The organism is Nonomuraea sp. MG754425 (genome assembly GCF_021699195.1).
In the GTDB taxonomy this organism is placed as follows: Bacteria; Actinomycetota; Actinomycetes; order Streptosporangiales; family Streptosporangiaceae; genus Nonomuraea.
Map to the genome: position 1 here is coordinate 27905 of NZ_SSXE01000014.1, position 17327 is coordinate 45231.

The window sequence follows — 17327 nt, forward strand, 5'->3', positions numbered from 1 at the left end:
GCCGCCCGTCACAGCCACGTCCTCGGCCGCACGGCGTTGGCCTGGTCGATCAGCGCGTGGCGCTCCTGGCGCGACCGCGCCGCCACCGCCAGCCGCCGGAAGATGGACTCCAGCCGTCGGCGCAGCCCCGCCTCGGTGAACGGGGCGTCGGCCAGCCGGGTGTCCTTCGGCGGCGGCGGGTTGCCCTCCAGCCAGGTCAGCGCCCCGCGCAGCACCTCCGCGACGAGCAGGTCGCGGCGGCGCGGGTCGAGGCCGGACTGGTTACGCACCCGTTCGGCCGCGTCCACCAGGTCGGCCGCGCGCAGCCTGCCCGGGTCCGGCACCCGTACCACCGAGGCCGTCAGCGCCACCTGCGACGCCACCCGGTAGACGGACGTGGCGGGCACCTCGTCCAGCACGCCCATCCGGCCCGACCTGGCCAGCCCGAACGCCGCGCTCACGTAGGAGCGGTCGGTGCGCCAGACCACGTCGTGCCAGGAGGCCGCCGGCTTGCCCGCGCACTCCAGCGCGAACGCCAGCGCCAGCTTCGGGGCCGTCTCGCCGGGCAGCGCCGACAGGCAGGCGTCGAAGCGGTGCACCGCCTGCTCGGCCTGCCCGGTGGCCAGCGCGAGCACCCCGTGGTACCAGGCCACCCGCCAGTCGCCCGGCAGTTCGCGGTCCAGCGCGGTCAGCGCCGCCGGCGTCTCGTCCGCGCCCGCCTCGGCCAGCAGCCTGGCCCGCATGAGCTTGGTCTCGGGGCTCGGCGGCATCGCGGCGAGCTGGTCGATCAGCTCCTTGCCGTCGCGCCCGAGCAGCCCCGCCAGCGAGCCCGCCGCCGGGTCGGCCGGGTCCACCAGCGGCACCGGCAGCGCCCGCGCCACCGCCGCCGGGTCGAGCGGCTTGAACACCTCGTGCTCGGAGTCCGCCAGCGCCGTCCCGACCGCCGTGCGCTCCGGCCCGAACAACGTCGAGAGCGCCGGGTGCGGCACCCCGGCCTCCTGCGCGCTGACCTCCCGCAGCACGCCGACGAGCTGCTCCTCCATCTCCTCCGCGCTCTGGAAGCGCAGGGCCGGGTCGGGCGCGGTCGCCTTGTGCAGCAGCCGGGTGAACGACGGGTGCCCGCAGTCCGCCGGCAGCGGGTTGGCCACGCCGCCCGTGGCCGGGCTCCAGCCCGGGATGGCCAGCGCCGCCAGCGTCCTGGCCACGGTGTACAGATCGGTGGTCACCGACGACGGCACCCGGTCCAGCTCGGGGGCGTGGTAGCCGGGCGTGCCCCACGACGAGCCCACCGGCGAGCCGAACGGCTGCACCGCCCCCATGTCGATGAGCTTGAGCCGCCGGTCGACCCGGATCACGTTGGCCGGCTTGAGGTCGCAGTAGGCCAGGCCGAACTCGTGCATGTAGCCGAAGGCGCGCAGGATCTCCCTGCCGTACACCAGGGCCTCGCGCAGTGGCAGCGCGCTCTGTTTGCGCAGCTCGTGCAGCGACTGGCCGCCGACGTACTCCATGACGATGTAGCCGTGGCCGCCCGAGCGCTGGAAGTTGTGGATCTTGACGATGTTCGGGTGGTCGAGCGTGGTGAGGAACTTGCGCTCGGCCTCCGCCGCCGCCAGCGCCTCGGGATCCATGGTGTTGAGCAGGCCCTTCAGCACCACCCAGCGGCCGTCGAGGTTCTCGTCGGAGGCCAGGTAGATCCAGCCGAGCCCGCCGTGCGCCAGGCAGCCCAACACGCGGTACTGGCCGGCCACCAGGTCGTCCTTGTCCAGCTTGGGGGTGAAGGAGAAGCGGGTGCGGCAGTGCGGGCAGAACCCGTCGGTGAGCCCCGGCCGTCCGTCGCGGGAGCGGCCCACCGGCTTCTCGCACGCCGGGTTGGCGCAGACCCGCCGGTTCTCGGGCACCTCGGGAACGGCCATGATCGCGGTGGCCGGATCGCGGTAGGGGATCGACGGCAGGTCGGCGACGGTGGCGGGCACGCCCGTCCGCCCCCTGCCGCTGCTCAACGGGCCGCTCACCGATCTGCTCACGGGCTGGGTCGCCACCGGCCCTGACGCGGGCCCGGCCATCGGGCCGGACGCAGCGGCGGGCGGTGGCGGGACCGCGGCCAGGCCGCAGAGGTCGCAGTAGCCCTCCTCGATCGTCCCCGTGCAGCCGGGCTGCGCGCAGCGGGTCATCGCTTACCTCCGGATATCGCGCGCTGGTAGTTCTCGACGGCCGTGGCCGCCTTCGTCAGATCACAAGGGGCGCTCCACAGCAACGCGTGCGCCCGCTCGTACAGCTCCAGGGCGGTCGCGTCCTCGGCCAGGCCCTTGCGTACCGCCATCGCCTGGCAGGCGACGAGCCGTCCGCGCAGCTCGTCGCGCCGGCCGACCAGCCCGTACAGTGCCTTGGCGGTGGCCAGCGCCTGCTCGGCGGCCTTGCGGACGTCGTCCTCCAGGGCCGTCAGCCGCTTGGCGCGGCGCACCCAGGGGTCGGCGGAGACGTCGAGCGCGTCGAGCCCGCCGGTGAGTGCCTCGATCCCGCTGCGCGGCTGCGCCTGCGGCGGCAGGGCGATCTTGACGACGACCGCTCCGTGCGCCAGCCTGGCCTCGCTCTCGGCGGCGCGCACCCGGTCCAGCTCGGCCAGCAGGTTCTCGCGGCGCCTGGCGTACTCGCCCTTGACCACGAGCGCCGTCTCGGCCTCGGCGCGCACCCCGGCCAGCAGGCGGGCCAGCCGGTCGAGGTCCGGCCCGACGGACGGGCCCAGCGGGTCCGCCACCACGGCCGCGCGCAGGCCCGCCAGCTCGCCCTCCTGGACGGCGAGGTCGGCCGCTTCGCCTAACTCGCGTTCCAGCTCCCGGATGCGGCGCAGGTCGGCTTCGGCGGCGTCGAGGCGGGGCAGCACGGCGTTCCACACCGCGTCGATGTCGTTGAGCGCGCCGGTGACCTCGCGGAAGGCGGCGTCCATGCGCGTCACGGCCGCGTCGAGCGTCAGCCGCTCGTCGGCCTGCGGCAGCAGCGAGCGCTGCTCGACCGGCTTGGTCACGGCCCGCAGCACCACCGACTCGCCGCCGAGCAGCTCGGTGAGCCGGGCGAGCTGATCGGCGCCCAGCCGGCCGCGGGCGGCCCTGACCTGCTCGGCGTCGCGCAGCACCACGCGGTAGGCGTCGTTCAGCGACCACAGCGCGGCCAGCGCCTCCTGCGCCGCGGCCCAGCGCCGCTCGGTCGCCCCCCGCAGGGCGGCGTCCTTCAGCAGCCGGTACGTCGTGTGTGATTCGAGGTCGAGCAGGTCGCCCGAGATGCGGTCGCGCTCGTCGGCGCGGGCACGGAGCGCGTGCTCCGCGCCTTCCCTGCTCATTGGTGGTCCCAGGCTCATCACGCTCCCCGTGAAGAGGCCCCCCAGATGCCCCCGTTATACCCGCCCAACGGCGGGTTCGCGGTTTTTAGTTCCTTTGGCTCGGGGGGACCCCTGACTTGTCCCTGATTGAACCCCGGGCCGCCTGCAAACCGCTTAACGATCTCTTAGCGTAGTGGACATGGGACGCATTCTGCTGATCGTCGCGGCCGTCATCGCCGCACTCGTACTGCTCGGCCCCGTGGTGGGCCTCGCTCTCTCACTGCTCAAGTGGGGGCTCATCATCGGCGCCGTCGTGCTCGGCGCGATGTTCCTGACGAACTGGCTGAAGAGGACATAGCGCCCCGGCGGTTCCGCGGTCATGATTGGGTGATGGAAGCGCGGCCGGCGGTTGACGATGCCGCGCTCGGGCGCGAGGCGCTGGCCGTGCTCGAGGCGAACTGGACGGGCGCCGGAACCGTGCCCGCACCCGGCCTCTACCCGCACCAGTGGAGCTGGGACTCCGCGTTCGTCGTCATCGGCCTGGCCCGGCACCGGCCCGACCGGGCCCGCGACGAGCTGCTCAGCCTGCTGCGCGGGCAGTGGGCGACCGGGATGGTGCCGCACATCGTCTTCCACACGCGCGAGGCGTACTTCCCCGGGCCGTCCGTGTGGCGCTCGCAGGACAACGCCGCCGCGCCGCGCGTGCTCACCTCGGGGCTCACCGCGCCGCCGTTGCACGCGCTGGCGCTGTGGTGGCTCTACCGGCACACCGGCGACGCCGCCTTCGTCAGGAGGGCCTACCCGGCGCTCGTCGCCCAGCACGAGTACCTCGCCACCACGCGCGACCTCGGCGGGGCCGGGCTGGCGGCCATCGTGCACCCCTGGGAGTCGGGCATGGACGACAGCCCGGCCTGGGACGCGCCGCTCGACGCGCTGCCCGTGATCAGCTACGGCTACCGCAACCTCGGCCTGGACCTACGCCACCCCGGCAGCGACCACGACCGCTACGTCTGGCTCGCCATGCGCTACCGCGACGCCGGATACGGCTCCGAGTACCTGCGCGATGAGCACCCCTTCGCGGTCGAGGACCCCATGTTCAACGGCATCTGGCTGGCCTCCTGCCAGGCCATGGCCGAACTGGCGCCGCTGGCGGGCGCCGACCCCGTGCCGCACGCCGAGCACGCCGAACGCCTCAGGCAGGCCATGCTCGACCGGCTGTGGGACGGCTGCTTCTACGCCAGGGACCTGCGGGCCGGGCAGCTCATCCGGGTGTGCACGGTCGGCGCGTTCGGGCCGCTGCTGGACCCGGGGCTGCCCGCCGACCGTCTGCACGCCGCCCTGGAGGTGCTGGAGTCGGCCAGGTTCATGGGGGCCACCGGCTACCCCGTGCCGAGCTGCGAGATCCGCGCCGCCCAGTTCGACCGGACGCGGTACTGGCGCGGCCCCTCCTGGGTGAACACCAACTGGCTGCTGCGCCACGCCGCCGCGGTGCACTCGCTCGACCACCTCGGCCGGCAGATCACCAACGGCACCCTGCGCCTGGTCCGGCAGGCCGGTTTCCGCGAGTGCTTCGACCCCTTCGACGGGAGCGGGCGCGGCTGCCGGGACTTCTCGTGGAGCGCGGCGCTCACCCTGGATCTGCTCGCCGATACCGTGGAGGAATGAGCCTTTTCCGTCGCCTGCCCGCCGACGTGCGCAAGTCGCTGAACACCGAGCGGGGAGAGCGGGTGCTGACCTTCACCCAGGGCGCCGACGGCCCCGTGGTGGCCACGAACCTGGCGCTCTACCTGACCGGCGGCACGCGGGTGCCGTACGAGGAGATCGACAGGGCGTGGTGGGACGAAGAGGGGCTGCACGTGCTCACGACCGGCGCGGCCCGGCACTTCGAGCGGATCTCCGAGCCGCGCATGCTGCCCGAGACCGTGCGCGAGCGGGTCAACGCCACGATCGTGGTGAACAAGCACGTCAGCCTGCCCGGCAGGGGCGGGGTGCGGCTGGTGGCGCGACGCCGGCCCGGTGGCGAGGTGCTGGGCTGGACGCTCGTCTTCGACGAGGGGCTCGACCCCGACGACCCGGGCCTGCGCGCCCAGGCCGAACAGGCTCTGGAGGGGGTGCGGCGGAGCATGGGCGTCTGAGCCCGCCGGGCCGCTCGCGGGGGGTGCGGGCGCACGCACGCCCGTGCCGCCCCGGGCCGCCCCGCGGCGGATCAGTAGGGGATCCCGCTCTCGCGGGCCTTCTGCTCGACGGCCTCCTCGCCGGGCCAGCCGGTGCCGGTCTCGGGCTTGTGGCCGTCGCCGCCGAGGAACGGGAGCCGATGCTGCAGCGTGTCCCCCACCTTCGACCTGGCGGCTCCCGCGAACTTCGCGGCCTGCGCCCCGACCACCCCGGCCGCCTCCTGCACCCGGGGGTTGTCGGCGACGCGCTGCGCCGTCCGCTTGATCTGCTCGTACCGCTCGCGACCGGCCCGGCTGCCGAGCACGTAGCCGACGGCCAGACCAGCAGCGAATGTCATCCGATAACGCATTTCGCACCTCCGCTGTCTCCGGGCCTACCCCGCTCACGATGCGACACGCACTCTCCGAGTGCGCTAATCTATTCCTGCGCACAGCGAAGGGGTCGGGCGGCCCCGGCGAAGTGCGCGAAGAGTCCGATCCCGCGTAGCTCAACGGCAGAGCAGCCGGCTGTTAACCGGCAGGTTATAGGTTCGAGTCCTATCGCGGGAGCCGACAGCAGAGGCCCCTCCCGGGTTTCCGGGAGGGGCCTTTCGCGTGTGACGGGCCGATCGGCCGGTCCCCGGCCGCGATTTCACGCTTTGTGATGTCATGGTGACACGTTTGCGGATTCCCGGGACAGGGCGGGCCGGGGCGCGCGAGGATGACCGAGCCGGTCCCGGAGACCGGAGCCGCGGGAAGTCGCCACGGCGGCACGGACAGGGCGCCGCCACCAGGAGACTCCGCCGACCCGGAATCGGCGGGGCGCTCCGATGACGGAGAATCGCTGATTGCCGCGTGCGTACCTGGATCAGGTCCCTTCGCCCCCACGACGTGCCCGCCGCCCCGGTGGCGGCCCGGCGCGTCACCGACCTCCGCGAGGCCGAGCGCTTCATCAGGCTCTACCACGCCGAGCACCCCTCAGCCGGAGGCATGCCCGCCCGCCTGCGCGACATCGCCAGGGACGTGGCCCGCCACGGCACCTACACGCACACGTACGAGGAACTCGTCTTCGGCGCCCGGGTGGCCTGGCGCAACAGCAACCGGTGCATCGGGCGGCTGTACTGGCGCTCGCTCAAGGTGCGCGACCGCAGGCAGGTGAGCACGGCCGAGGGGGTGGCCCTCGAATGCGTGGCCCACCTGCGCGAGGCCACCGGCGGCGGCCGGATCAGGCCCATCGTCACCGTCCTGCCGCCGGACACGCCCGGTCTGCGCGCCCCCCGGATCCTGAACGATCAGCTCGTCCGCTACGCCGGCTACCGGACGGCGGACGGCGGCGTCGTGGGCGACCCGCGCAACCTCGCGCTCACGCGGACCGCCGAGGCGCTGGGCTGGCGCGGCCGGGGCGGGCGGTTCGACGTGCTGCCGCTGATCATCCAGCCGGCGCGGGGCGAGCCGCTGCTGAGCCACGTGCCGGGGGACGCGGTGCTGGAGGTGCCGCTGGAGCATCCCTGCTACGCGTGGTTCGCGGAGCTGGGGCTGCGCTGGCACGCCGTGCCCGCCATCTCGGACATGTGCCTGGAGATCGGCGGCGTCTGCTATCCGTGCGCGCCGTTCAACGGCTGGTACATGGGCACCGAGATCGGCGCCCGCAACCTGGCGGACGCCGACAGGTACGACCAACTGGAGGTGGTGGCGGACCGGCTCGGGCTGGACACCTCCACCGAGCGCTCCCTGTGGCGCGACCACGCGCTCGTGGAGCTGAACGTGGCGGTGCTGCACTCCTTCGAGCGGGCGGGGGTGACCGTGAGCGACCATCACACCGAGTCGCGCCGCTTCCTCACCCACCTGTCGAAGGAGGAACGGGCGGGACGGGTGTGCCCGGCGGACTGGTCGTGGATCGTGCCACCGCTGTCGGGCGGTGTCACCCCCGTCTTCCACCGCTACTACGACACCAGCGTGCTAACCCCGGCCTTCGTCCACCACCGTTAGCCGCTCGCGGAGGGCGGCCAGTTCCGGCGCGGTCAGGCCGCCCTCCGTCAGGTACGCCTCGGCGTCGAGGCCCGCGAGGAGGGCCGTGATCACCTCGGCCGTGGTGGTGCCGGCGGCGTCCAGGCGGGCCCGGACGCGCAGGGCGTCGTCCGGCTGGCCCAGGCGGGCGTACAAGGGGCTCAGGCGGGTCTCGGAGCGCTCGTAGTCGGCCAGTATGTGTTCCGGCGCGACCCCGGCCAGGGCGAGCAGCAGGATGGCGACCAGGCCCGTGCGGTCGCGGCCGGCCACGCAGTGCACCAGCACCCCGCCGGGCGGCGCCTGCGCGATGGCGCGGAGGGGCCGCGCGCAGCGGCCGGGCCAGCGTTCCATGAAGGGGCGCAGGTACAGGGGGGTGCCGCCGTAGCGGCCGCGGTCGGGGTCGTCGAGGCGGTCGAGGGGCAGGGGCACGACGGTCATGCCGGGCGGGCGGTATGCCTCCGGGCCCTCGCCGGGGTCGCGCAGGTCGATGATCGTGCGGACGCCGTGGGCCGCTGCCGCCGCCCACCCCGCTTCGGTGAGGCGGTCGGGCGTGTCGGAGCGCACCACCGCGCCCCGGCGGGTCCGCCTGCCGCCGGCGGCGGGCAGCCCGCCGAGGTCGCGTACGTTGTGGCAGCCGTCCCATGTCAGATCACGGTCCATGCCCGCCATCCTTGCCTTCGCGGGCTAGAACATGATTCTGTTGGGGGCATGGCGGACCTCGTGCTCTCGACCCTCGACGACCAGGGCGTGCTCACCCTGACCTTCAACCGGCCCGAATCGCTCAATGCCTGGACCGATGCCATGGGGCGGCGCTACTTCGACCTCCTCGCGGAGGCCGAGGGGAATCCCGACGTGCGGGCCGTGGTCGTCACCGGCGCGGGCAGAGGATTCTGCGCGGGGGCCGACTTCAAGACGCTGACCGCCATCCAGTCCGGCTCGTACGACGGGGCGCCCGACCCGCGGCCCAACACCTTCCCCACGACCATCCGCAAGCCCGTCATCGCCGCCGTCAACGGGGCCTGCGCGGGGCTCGGCATGGTGCACGCGCTTGTCTGCGACCTCGTGTTCACCGCCGCCGAGGCCAAGTGGACGACCGCCTTCGCGCGCCGCGGGCTGATCGCCGAGTACGGGCTGTCCTGGGTGCTGCCGCGGATCATGGGCCAGCAGCGGGCCATGGACGTGCTGCTGTCGGGGCGGGTGTTCACGGGGCGGGAGGCGTACGAGATGGGGCTGGCCAACCGGGCGGTGCCGGCCGAGTCGCTGCTGCGCGAGGCCCAGGAGTACGCGGGGGAGCTGGCCGGCTACAGCTCGCCCGCGTCGATGGCGGTGATCAAGCGGCAGGTGTGGCACGACTGGGACACCACGCTGGAGCAGTCGGCCAAGGCGGCCACGCAGGAGATGCTCGCCTCGTTCGGACGGCCCGACTTCACCGAGGGCGTCGCCAGCTTCCTCGAACGCCGCCCGCCCGCCTTCCCGCCCCTGTGACCCCGCAGCTCAGGAGAGGCGGTGCGCGCCGGGGGCCGGGACGGCGGGCAGGAAGCGGGGGGCCTGGAAGCCGCGCTCGGCGTAGGCGTCGGAGACCGACCGCTGGACGCTGTCCAGCCGCTCCACCGGCACCAGCGCGATCGCCGAGCCGCCGAAGCCGCCGCCCGTCATGCGGGCGCCGCGGGCGCCGCCCCTGAGCGCCGCCTCGACGGCCACGTCCAGCTCCGGCGAGGACACCTCGTACAGGTCCCTGAGCGACAGGTGGGAGGCGTTGAGCAGGGCGCCGATCTCCGTGACGGCCCCCGCGCGGAGCAGGCCGACCAGGGCCTCGACGCGGTGGTTCTCCGTGACGACGTGCTCGGTGCGCTTGCGCTCGTCGCCCTGGAGCTCTGCCAGCGCGCCGGCCAGGTCGGTGACGTCGCGCAGGGCGGCGACCCCGAGCTTGCGGGCCGCCGACTCGCACTCGGCGCGGCGCTTGGCGTACTCGCCGCCCGCGTGCTCGTGGTGCACCTGCGTGTCGACGATGAGCAGGCTCAGGCCGTGGGCGGCCAGGTCGAAGGGGATGGTGCGGGAGGCGAGCGAGCGGCAGTCGAGGAAGAGCGCGCGCCCCTCCTCCGACAGCGCCGACGCGGCCTGGTCCATGATGCCGCAGGGCATGCCGACGAAGTCGTTCTCGGCCTGCTGGCCGAGCAGGGCGATCTCCATCGGCGTCATGCCCAGGGAGTGCACGTCGTTGAGCGCGGAGGCGACGGCCACCTCCAGGGCGGCGCTGGAGCTGAGGCCGGCGCCCTGCGGGACGTCCCCGTCGATCGCGATGTCGGCGCCGCGCACCCGGTCGCCGAGCAGGTCGAGGACGCCGACGACGTAGCGGGTCCAGCCCTTGGACTCGGCGTGGGTGGCGATCGTGACCGGCTCGCCGGGGGCCTGGAGCGACAGCAGGCGGATGGTGTCGTCGTCGCGCGGGGTGAGGGCGGCCGTCACGCCCCACGGCACCGCGAAGGGCAGGACGAAGCCGTCGTTGTAGTCGGTGTGCTCGCCGATCAGGTTGACCCTGCCGGGAGCGCGCCAGACGGTCTGGGGGGACGCACCGAAGGCGGCAGCAAATGCTTCAACAACCCGCATAATCCAACACTCCTCAACAAAGGCCCGACCGTAGACTAGCGCCATGGAGGAGCTCCTGGATCCAGCGCTCGGCCGCGTCCGGGTGTTCCTGGTGCACGACGACAACAAGCCGCGCAAGCTGCGGCACAACCTCGGGCCCGAGCTCCGGCACCGCCGGCTGCTGACGTTCGGCGGGGCCCACTCCAACCACATCAGGGCCGTGGCCGAGGCCGGGGCGCGGCACGGCGTCGAGACGATCGGCGTCATCAGGGGCGAGCCACACCTGCCGCTGAACCCGGTGCTGGCCCGTGCGACGGCCTGCGGCATGACGCTCACCTACCTCGACCGGGCCTCCTACCGGCTCAAGCACACCGAACAGGTGCTGGCGCGGCTGCGCGCGCGATGGGGCCAGGACGTGGTGATCCTGCCCGAGGGCGGCAGCAACGCGGCGGCCGTGCGGGGCTGCGCCGAACTGCCGGGGGAGATCGGGGAGGACTACGACGTCATCTGCTGCCCGGTCGGCACCGGCGGGACGCTGGCCGGGATCTCGGCGGGGCTGCCGGAAGGGCGGCGGGCGCTCGGGTTCGCCGTGCTGAAGGGGGCGGGCTTCCTGGCGGCGGAGGTGGCCAGGCTGCAGCGGGAGGCGTACGGGCGCGTCCGGCCGAACTGGTCGATCAACCTCGACTACCACTTCGGCGGCTACGCCAGGACCACCCCCGTCCTGGACGCCTTCGCCGCCGGGCACGGGGTCGAGCGGATCTACGTGGCGAAGATGTTGTACGGCGTGCTCGACCTCGCCCGGCAGGGCGCCTTCGCGCCGGGCACCCGTGTGGTCGCCGTCGTCACCGGGCAGCCTCCGGCTCCCGCGGCCGGCTCGGGCTCAGCCGAACTGGTCGAGCACCGGTGACACCAGCGCGTTGAGCTCGCGGGCCAGCACGCTCACCGCCCGGTGGGCGCTCTGCTCGGCCTCCTCGTACGGGCCCTCCGGCTCCGGCGGCAGGTCGTCGAGCGGCAGCGGCGCCTCGACCAGCAGCGAGGCCCGCAGGAACGGCAGCCGGGCCAGGTCCTGCTGGCTCGGCTCGACGTACTGGCCGAACGTCTCCTGCCAGCCCAGCCAGCCGCGGTCGCGCCACCAGGCGCGCGAGCGCCGCAGCTCCTCCGGCAGCGGGGAGGCGATCCTGACCCGCGCGTAGAGGGTGCCGTCCCAGGTGTTGCGGTGGCAGCTCGCCTCCAGGACGCGGCGGTCCCAGCGTACGTAGCCGGGGGTCAGCGACGGCGGCGTGGCCAGCTCCCACGCCGTGCAGGCGAACCGCACGGGCGCGATGTCGCCCCACTCGAACGCGTCGAGGTTCTTGCGCACGTGCACGGCGTAGCGCCCGTCACGGTCCCTGTCGAACTCCTGGTCGATCCAGAACGCCTTGCCCATGCCCCCTACGCTACGGCGCTGCCCGACTTTCGCGCGGGCGGACCCAACATCTGTGAATGCGCTGTGACGCGAGAGGCACATCTGTAGCTTTTTCACATTGTTAAGTGACATTGGGGTGAGTGATGGCGTCAGAACAGCTCGATGCGGCCTTGGACCACTGGAGAGCGGGAGACCTCGATCGGGCCGCCGCGCTGTTCAGGCAGGTCGCGGCCACCGGAGACCCGGAGGCCTCCCACCTGCTGGCCGGGTTGTTGCAGGAGCAGGGGGACCTGGAAGGCGCCGAGGCGGCGCACCGGTCGGTGATCCAGTCGGGCGACCCGGTGTTCGGGCAGCGTTCGGCCATGGCCATGGGGATGATGCTGGTCAGCGCCGAGGAGTGGGCGGCGGCGCACCGGGTGCTGATGATCGCCTCCGACGGAGCCGACTTCGAGGTGGCCGCGCTCGCCGACACGGCGCTCGTGCTGGTGCTCACCCAGCTCGGGGACGCGCAGGGCGCGCAGGAGGCGCTGGAACGGGCCCGCCGATGCGACAGCCCCTCCGTGGCCGAACTGGCGGCGCGGCTGGAACTGCCCGAGTTCGCCCCGAGCCCGGCCTCCCCCCACGAGCTGTACGTCGAGGCCGAGGACGAGGACGACTACCGTGCGCTGCTGACCTGCGGCGACCCGGAGATCGTGGCCCTGTCGGCGTTCCACCTCTACCAGATGTACGCCGAGGAGGAGGACTTCGCCGCCGCCCGCGAGGCGTGCGAGCACGCGATCGCCGTCGGCTCGCTCGAACACCGGTCCCTGGCGCACAAGCTGCTCGGCGCCGTGCTGGTGGACCTGGGCGAGTACGCCGAGGCCGCCGCCGCGTACCGGGTGGCCGCCGAGGACCCCACGCCGGACCTCCGGCTGCCCTCGCTCATCGAGCTGGCCAAGGTGACCGCCGAACTCGGCGACGAGGAGGAGACGAAGGCGATCTTCCACCGGGTGATCGCCAGCGGCCACCCCGAGTACGTCGTGCACGCCCAGGTGTGCCTGGGCCAGATGCACACCGAGGCGGGCGAGCCGGAGCAGGCGCTGGCCGCGCTGCGCGCCGTGCTGGAGTCCGGCGACGACGGGTGGGCCTCCGTCTCCGTCACGCTGCTCGGCCTGCTGCTCGACCAGCACCCCGAGGCCGGCGACGACATCGTGGAACTGCTCGGGCTCGCGGCCGGGCACGACGACCAGGACGCCGCGTTCAAGGCCACGCTGCTGCTCGACCACGCCGCCAGGCAGCAGCCGCTGACCGACCCCGTCGAGGAGCAGGCGCTCCAGGACGTCGACGAGGGCATCGTGGCGCTGCAGGCCGGCGAGCTGGCCGAGGCCCGGCGGCTGCTGCGCGCGGCCGCCGACTCGGGCGCGCCCTCCCAGTCGCCGCGGGCCATGGTGGTGCTGGCCAAGCTGGAGCTGGGCGAGGGGGACCGGGAGCAGGCCGACGAACTGCTGTCGTACGTGGCCGACGGCGACCACGTGCTGCAGGGCTTCTCCGCGACGTTCCTGCTGCACCTGCTGCGCGCCTCGGGCGAGGAGCCGCACCCGGTGCTGGGCGCGATGCTCGACCACCAGCGGCTGGGCCGGGAGCAGGGGCTGGCGCGCTACCAGGAGGCCGCCCGGCACCCCGACCCGGCCGTGGCGGCCATCGGCACCGCCGTGTTCGCGCAGGTGCTGGCCTCCATCGGGTACGACCTGTCGGAGGTCTCCGAGATGTTCCTGTCGGCGGCGGACGGCGGTGATCCGCTGGCGTTGTCGTACACGGCGGCGATCTGCAAGGACGTGCTGACCGACCAGGCGCGGGTCGTCGAACTGCTGCGCCGGGCCCTGGCGGGCGGGCATCCGGCGCTGGCCCCGTGGGTGGGGCAGTTGCTGGGCGAGCTCGTGGCGGAGGACGAGCCGGGGGTGGCGCGGGCCGCGTACGAGGTGGCGTTCGCGGGCGGGCACAAGGGGCTGCGCTTCGAGGCCGCCGCCGAGCTGACCGCCACGTACGAGCGTCAGGGCGACCTGCTGGCCGCCTGCCGGCTGCACGAGCGCATGATCGCGGAGGGGGAGCAGGAGCGCAGCGCGCTGCCGCTGGGCTTCAACCGGATCAGGCTCGACGACATGACGGGCGCGCGGGCGGCGCTCGCGCTGGGCGGCGACGAGCTCTGCGCCTTCGGACGGCTGGTGCTCGACCGCGAGTTCGACGCGGCGGCGCGGGCGTTCCCGCAGGGGGACCAGCAGGCGATGGCCGGGCTGCTCGCCATCGAGTGCGCGAACGCCTGGCAGCGCACCGGCCTGATCGCCGCCGCCGACGGGGCGCTCTCGCTGGTGGCCGCCGCCGGTCACCCCGGCCAGCGCCAGCGGGCCGGATGCCTGCTCGGCGCGCTGCGCGGCGACGCCGGGGACCGGCGCGGGGCGGTCGAGGCGTTCACGGCCGCGCTGGGCGAGGACGAGCAGCTCAACGAGATGGCGCTGCGGTCGGCGGGCGAGGGCCTGCGCGAGCTGGGCGAGCCCGCCGAGGCGGTGGAGGTCCTGGCCCGGGTGCCGGACCCGGACCGGGAGCTGTCCCTGGCGATCGCCGAGTCGCTGGTGGACTGCGGGCGGGTGGAGGAGGCCCACGCGCTGCTGATCGCGGCGTTCGGCCCGGAGGGGGCGGACACCGACGCGGTGTCGGACGCCACCCTGCACGTGGCGCGCCGGCTGCGGCGGCGCGGTGACGCCGAGGGCGCGCTGGCGATCATGCGGGCCACGCCGCCCGAGGTGTCGGGACCGTCGGAGTACCTGCTCGGCGGCCTGTTCGCCGAGACGGGCGACCTGCCGGCCGCGCGGGCCGCGTTCGAGCGGGCGGCGGCGCTGGCCCCCGAGTCGGAGCCGCAGATCATGCTGGAGGCGGGCCGCTGCCTGCTGGCGGTGGGCGACGCAGAGTCCGGCCACTTCGCGCTGGAGCGGGCGGCGGCGCAGGAGGACGACACGCAGGCCGCCGCCGCGGCGCGCCACCTGCTCGGCCGCGCCACCCCCGACGAACTGCCCTGGATGCTGCTGGACGAGGGCGACCGGCCGGGCGCGCTGGCGGCGCTGGCCGCGCTCACCGGCTCGGAGCCGCTGGCCGCGCTGCTGCTCGCGCTCAACGACGACGACGTGACGGAGCTGCGGCGGCTGCTGCCCGATCTGCCGCCCGCCGACCGCGCGGAGGCGGCCGGCGAGATCATGTCCGTGGCGGGCGTGTCCGGCAAGGCGCCGGCCACGTCGCTCTACCGCCTGCTCATGGCCGAGGCCGAGCCGGAGATCGCCGCCAAGGCCGCCGTCAACCTGGGCGCGCTGCTGTCGGAAGACGGCGACAACTGCCGCTCCGAGCTGTGCTTCCTGCTCGCCGTCGAGCACCCGTCCACGGCGGACGCCGCCTGGCGCAACATCGCGCTCGTCCGCCACCGCCGGGGCGACCTCGACGGGGCGCTGGAGGCCGCCGACGCCGGGCTGCCCGGCACCGCCGACCTCGCGGCCGACGTGCTCGAAGAGCGCGGGGACACGGCGCGGGCCCGCCAGGTGCTGGCGGCGGCGGCCGACGGCGACCTCGAATGCCTGCGCCGGCTGCTCTTCCTGCTGGTCAGGGAGCAGGACCACGAGGCCGTGGCGGCGTACGCGGAGCGGGCCGTGGCGTCCGGCGACCCGGAGACCGAGGTGGTGGGCCACTGGGCGTGGGCCGGCGCGCTCAGGGCCGGGGGCGAACTGCGGCAGGCCGCCGATCTGCTCGCCAAGGGCGTGGCCGTGGGGGATCCCGAGATGGCGGCGTCCCTGCGGCTGGAGCTGGCGAGCGTCCTGCGGGAGCTGGGCGACGCCGGCGGGGCCGAACGCGAGCTGGGCCTGGCCGCCGCGTCCGGGGTGCCGTCCGTGGCGGGGCGGGCGAGCATGCAGCTCGGCCTGTGGGCGCAGGAGGCGGGCGATCCGCGTGGCGCGGCCCGCTCGTTCGCCGGGGCGCTCGGCACCGACCTGGACGAGAGCGCCACCCGGGCGCTGCGCCGGCTGTCCGGGCAGGCGTGCGACGACGACGACCACACGCTGGCGCGTGAGGTGCTGGTGCTGATGGGCGCGTCCGATGCCGCCGAGCAGGCCCGCGCCCTGGGCGAGCGGTGCACCGACCCCGAGGCCGTGCGCCGGTACTACGAGCTGGCCGGCGACGGGCCGCACCGCGAACTCGAACTGGCCGGGCGGCTGGCGGAGCTGGGGGAGACGGACGCGGCCCGCGCCACGTACGAGCGGCTCAACGAGCACGAGGACCCCGACATCCGCTTCGTCGCCGGCGGCAGGCTGCTGGAGCTGCTGGACTCGGCGGGCGACGCCGAGGGGTTCTACGACCTGGCGCGGCGGCGGGCCGGCGACGCCGACAGCCCCGTGCCGGGCGTGTTCGGCGGGCTGCTGGGCATGTTGCAGGAGCGCCAGGGCGACATCGAGGCGTCGCTGCGCACGCTGCGCGAGGCGGCCGGGAACGGCGAGCCGACCACGCTCAGCGTGTACGCGCAGACCCTCGTGAACGCCGGGCAGGTGGACGAGGGCAGGCAGGTCTACCTGCGGGTGCTGGAGGCCGGCGACGCCGATCTGGCGGCACGGGCGATGGTCGCGCTCGGGCAGACGTACCACGACGAGGACGAGGCGCGGGCGCACGCCTGGTACCTCAGGGCCGTCGAGGAGGGCGAGGGGCACGTCAGCGCGCTGGGCGCGATGTACCTGGGCGCGCTGGCCAAGCGCCGGCGCGACTTCCCCGAGGCGCTCACCTGGTACCAGCGGGTCATCGACGCGGGCGACCCCGAGTCGGGCATGGCCGCGGCGCACCTCGGCGAGCTGTGCTACTGGCTGGGCGACCGCGACGGGGCGCTGCGTTACTACGAGCTGACGCTGGGGCTGAGCGAGCGGCCCGAGCTGGTGGCCGAGGCCGCCTGCCGCCTCGGTGAGATCCGCTACGAGCGCGGCGACCTGACGCTGGCCCGCAGCCTGCTGGTCACGGCCGTCGAGACCGGCGACCCGTCGTTCGCCCCCGAGGCCGAGACGCTGCTGGCCAAGCTGGCCTGAACACAGGGTTCACCCCGCGACACGCCGGGTGAACTTGTGCCTAATTAAATGACCCAATAGTCTCATCTGGTCAAACAAATGAGGTGAGACGCATGGCCAGGGCAGGACGGCCGCCCCGGGATCCGGCGCGCCAGACCGAGCGGGCGCACCGGATCCTCGACGCCGTCGCCGAACTGGTGCTGCGCCAGGGCTACGACAAGACCACCATCGACGACGTGTCCAGGCGCGCCGACGTCGCCAAGGGCACCATCTACCTGCACTGGAAGACCCGCGACGACCTCTTCGTCGCGCTGCTGCGCCGCGAGCGGGTGCTCATGACGGCCGAGATCCGTGACCGGGCCCCGGCCACGCTCAGCGAGCTGTTCGGCGCGTACACGCGGGCGCTGCTGCGGCGGCCGCTGATCCACGCGGTGCTGACCGGCGACTCCCAGGTGCTCGGCAAGCTCACCCGGCGCAAGCGCGAGGGCGCGAGCTGGCCGCAACTCGGCGAGACCATCGCCCCCTACCTCGACGAACTGGTCAAGCGCGGCGCGATCCGCGCCGACCCGGGCGACCACGTGCTGACCGTCAGCTCGATCGTCTACGGTTTCCTGCTCCTGCGCGAGACGCTCCCCGAGCAGACCATGCCGTCCGGCGAGCGGATCGCGGAGCTGGTGGCCGACACCGTCGAGCGCACCATGAGCACCGGCCACCCGCTGCCGCCCGCCGACGCCGAGGCCGTCGCGCGGGCCACCCTCGAATTTCTCGACGCCGCGGTGGAGCTGGCCCAGCGCAAGCTGGACGCCTCCCTGGGGCTCTAAGGA

At 74.1% G+C, this 17327-nt stretch carries 14 protein-coding genes and 1 tRNA gene; 9 read left to right on the plus strand and 6 right to left on the minus strand.

Annotated features, from left to right (window positions below; genetic code table 11):
• Nucleotides 1–8: 8 nt before the first annotated feature.
• Nucleotides 9–2150, minus strand: a complete 2142-nt coding sequence (locus FAF44_RS07140) for a serine/threonine-protein kinase (protein ID WP_237102234.1) — start codon at nt 2148–2150, stop codon at nt 9–11.
• Nucleotides 2147–3313 (minus strand): hypothetical protein, encoded by a 1167-nt coding sequence (locus tag FAF44_RS07145; protein WP_237102235.1) that lies wholly within the window; start codon nt 3311–3313, stop codon nt 2147–2149. Before FAF44_RS07145 ends, FAF44_RS07140 begins: the two co-directional genes overlap by 4 nt.
• 178 nt (nt 3314–3491) lie before the next feature.
• Here FAF44_RS07145 and FAF44_RS07150 point away from each other — a divergent pair, with 178 nt between their 5' ends.
• From FAF44_RS07150 to FAF44_RS07160, 3 genes are read left to right on the plus strand one after another with little or no spacing between them, the layout of a single operon-like run.
• Complete coding sequence (locus FAF44_RS07150; protein WP_237102236.1) at nt 3492–3650, plus strand: hypothetical protein; 159 nt, start codon at nt 3492–3494, stop codon at nt 3648–3650.
• 32 nt (nt 3651–3682) lie between these two features.
• A complete protein-coding gene (locus FAF44_RS07155; protein WP_237102237.1) occupies nt 3683–4957 on the plus strand; it encodes an amylo-alpha-1,6-glucosidase in 1275 nt (424 codons plus the stop codon).
• The gene (locus FAF44_RS07160) at nt 4954–5427 is read left to right on the plus strand and encodes a hypothetical protein (protein WP_237102238.1); all 474 of its coding nucleotides are present in this window, start codon (nt 4954–4956) and stop codon (nt 5425–5427) included. Before FAF44_RS07155 ends, FAF44_RS07160 begins: the two co-directional genes overlap by 4 nt.
• A 71-nt stretch (nt 5428–5498) precedes the next feature.
• On the opposite strand, the gene FAF44_RS07165 is transcribed toward FAF44_RS07160, so the two are convergent.
• Complete coding sequence (locus FAF44_RS07165) at nt 5499–5816, minus strand: YtxH domain-containing protein (RefSeq protein ID WP_237102239.1); 318 nt, start codon at nt 5814–5816, stop codon at nt 5499–5501.
• Between the two features lie 127 nt (nt 5817–5943).
• Here FAF44_RS07165 and FAF44_RS07170 point away from each other — a divergent pair.
• Both FAF44_RS07170 and FAF44_RS07175 read left to right on the plus strand, forming a co-directional pair.
• A tRNA-Asn gene (locus tag FAF44_RS07170) sits at nt 5944–6015 on the plus strand.
• A gap of 285 nt (nt 6016–6300) precedes the next feature.
• A complete protein-coding gene (locus tag FAF44_RS07175) occupies nt 6301–7434 on the plus strand; it encodes a nitric oxide synthase oxygenase (protein WP_237102240.1) in 1134 nt (377 codons plus the stop codon).
• Here the strand turns inward: FAF44_RS07175 and FAF44_RS07180 are convergent.
• Nucleotides 7405–8112 carry a tyrosine-protein phosphatase gene (locus FAF44_RS07180; RefSeq protein WP_237102241.1) on the minus strand — a complete coding sequence of 236 codons (708 nt, stop codon included), beginning with the start codon at nt 8110–8112 and terminating at the stop codon, nt 7405–7407. The genes FAF44_RS07175 and FAF44_RS07180 overlap by 30 nt on opposite strands.
• Nucleotides 8113–8160: 48 nt before the next feature.
• Between FAF44_RS07180 and FAF44_RS07185 the strand changes: the two genes are divergently transcribed.
• Nucleotides 8161–8937 carry an enoyl-CoA hydratase-related protein gene (locus FAF44_RS07185; protein WP_237102242.1) on the plus strand — a complete coding sequence of 259 codons (777 nt, stop codon included), beginning with the start codon at nt 8161–8163 and terminating at the stop codon, nt 8935–8937.
• A 9-nt stretch (nt 8938–8946) separates the two neighbouring features.
• On the opposite strand, the gene galK is transcribed toward FAF44_RS07185, so the two are convergent.
• Nucleotides 8947–10059: a galactokinase gene (galK, locus tag FAF44_RS07190; protein WP_237102243.1), complete on the minus strand. Its 1113-nt coding sequence runs from the start codon at nt 10057–10059 to the stop codon at nt 8947–8949.
• Nucleotides 10060–10102: 43 nt separating this feature from the next.
• Between galK and FAF44_RS54495 the strand changes: the two genes are divergently transcribed.
• Nucleotides 10103–10945: a 1-aminocyclopropane-1-carboxylate deaminase/D-cysteine desulfhydrase gene (locus tag FAF44_RS54495; RefSeq protein ID WP_272894167.1), complete on the plus strand. Its 843-nt coding sequence runs from the start codon at nt 10103–10105 to the stop codon at nt 10943–10945.
• On the opposite strand, the gene FAF44_RS07200 is transcribed toward FAF44_RS54495, so the two are convergent.
• Nucleotides 10919–11464: a hypothetical protein gene (locus FAF44_RS07200; protein WP_237102244.1), complete on the minus strand. Its 546-nt coding sequence runs from the start codon at nt 11462–11464 to the stop codon at nt 10919–10921. The genes FAF44_RS54495 and FAF44_RS07200 overlap by 27 nt on opposite strands.
• Before the next feature lie 149 nt (nt 11465–11613).
• Here FAF44_RS07200 and FAF44_RS07205 point away from each other — a divergent pair, with 149 nt between their 5' ends.
• The gene (locus tag FAF44_RS07205; RefSeq protein WP_237102245.1) at nt 11614–16524 is read left to right on the plus strand and encodes a tetratricopeptide repeat protein; all 4911 of its coding nucleotides are present in this window, start codon (nt 11614–11616) and stop codon (nt 16522–16524) included.
• Between the two features lie 92 nt (nt 16525–16616).
• Entirely contained in the window at nt 16617–17324 is a 708-nt protein-coding gene (locus FAF44_RS07210; RefSeq protein WP_237102246.1) for a TetR/AcrR family transcriptional regulator, read from the plus strand.
• Nucleotides 17325–17327 lie beyond the last annotated feature (3 nt).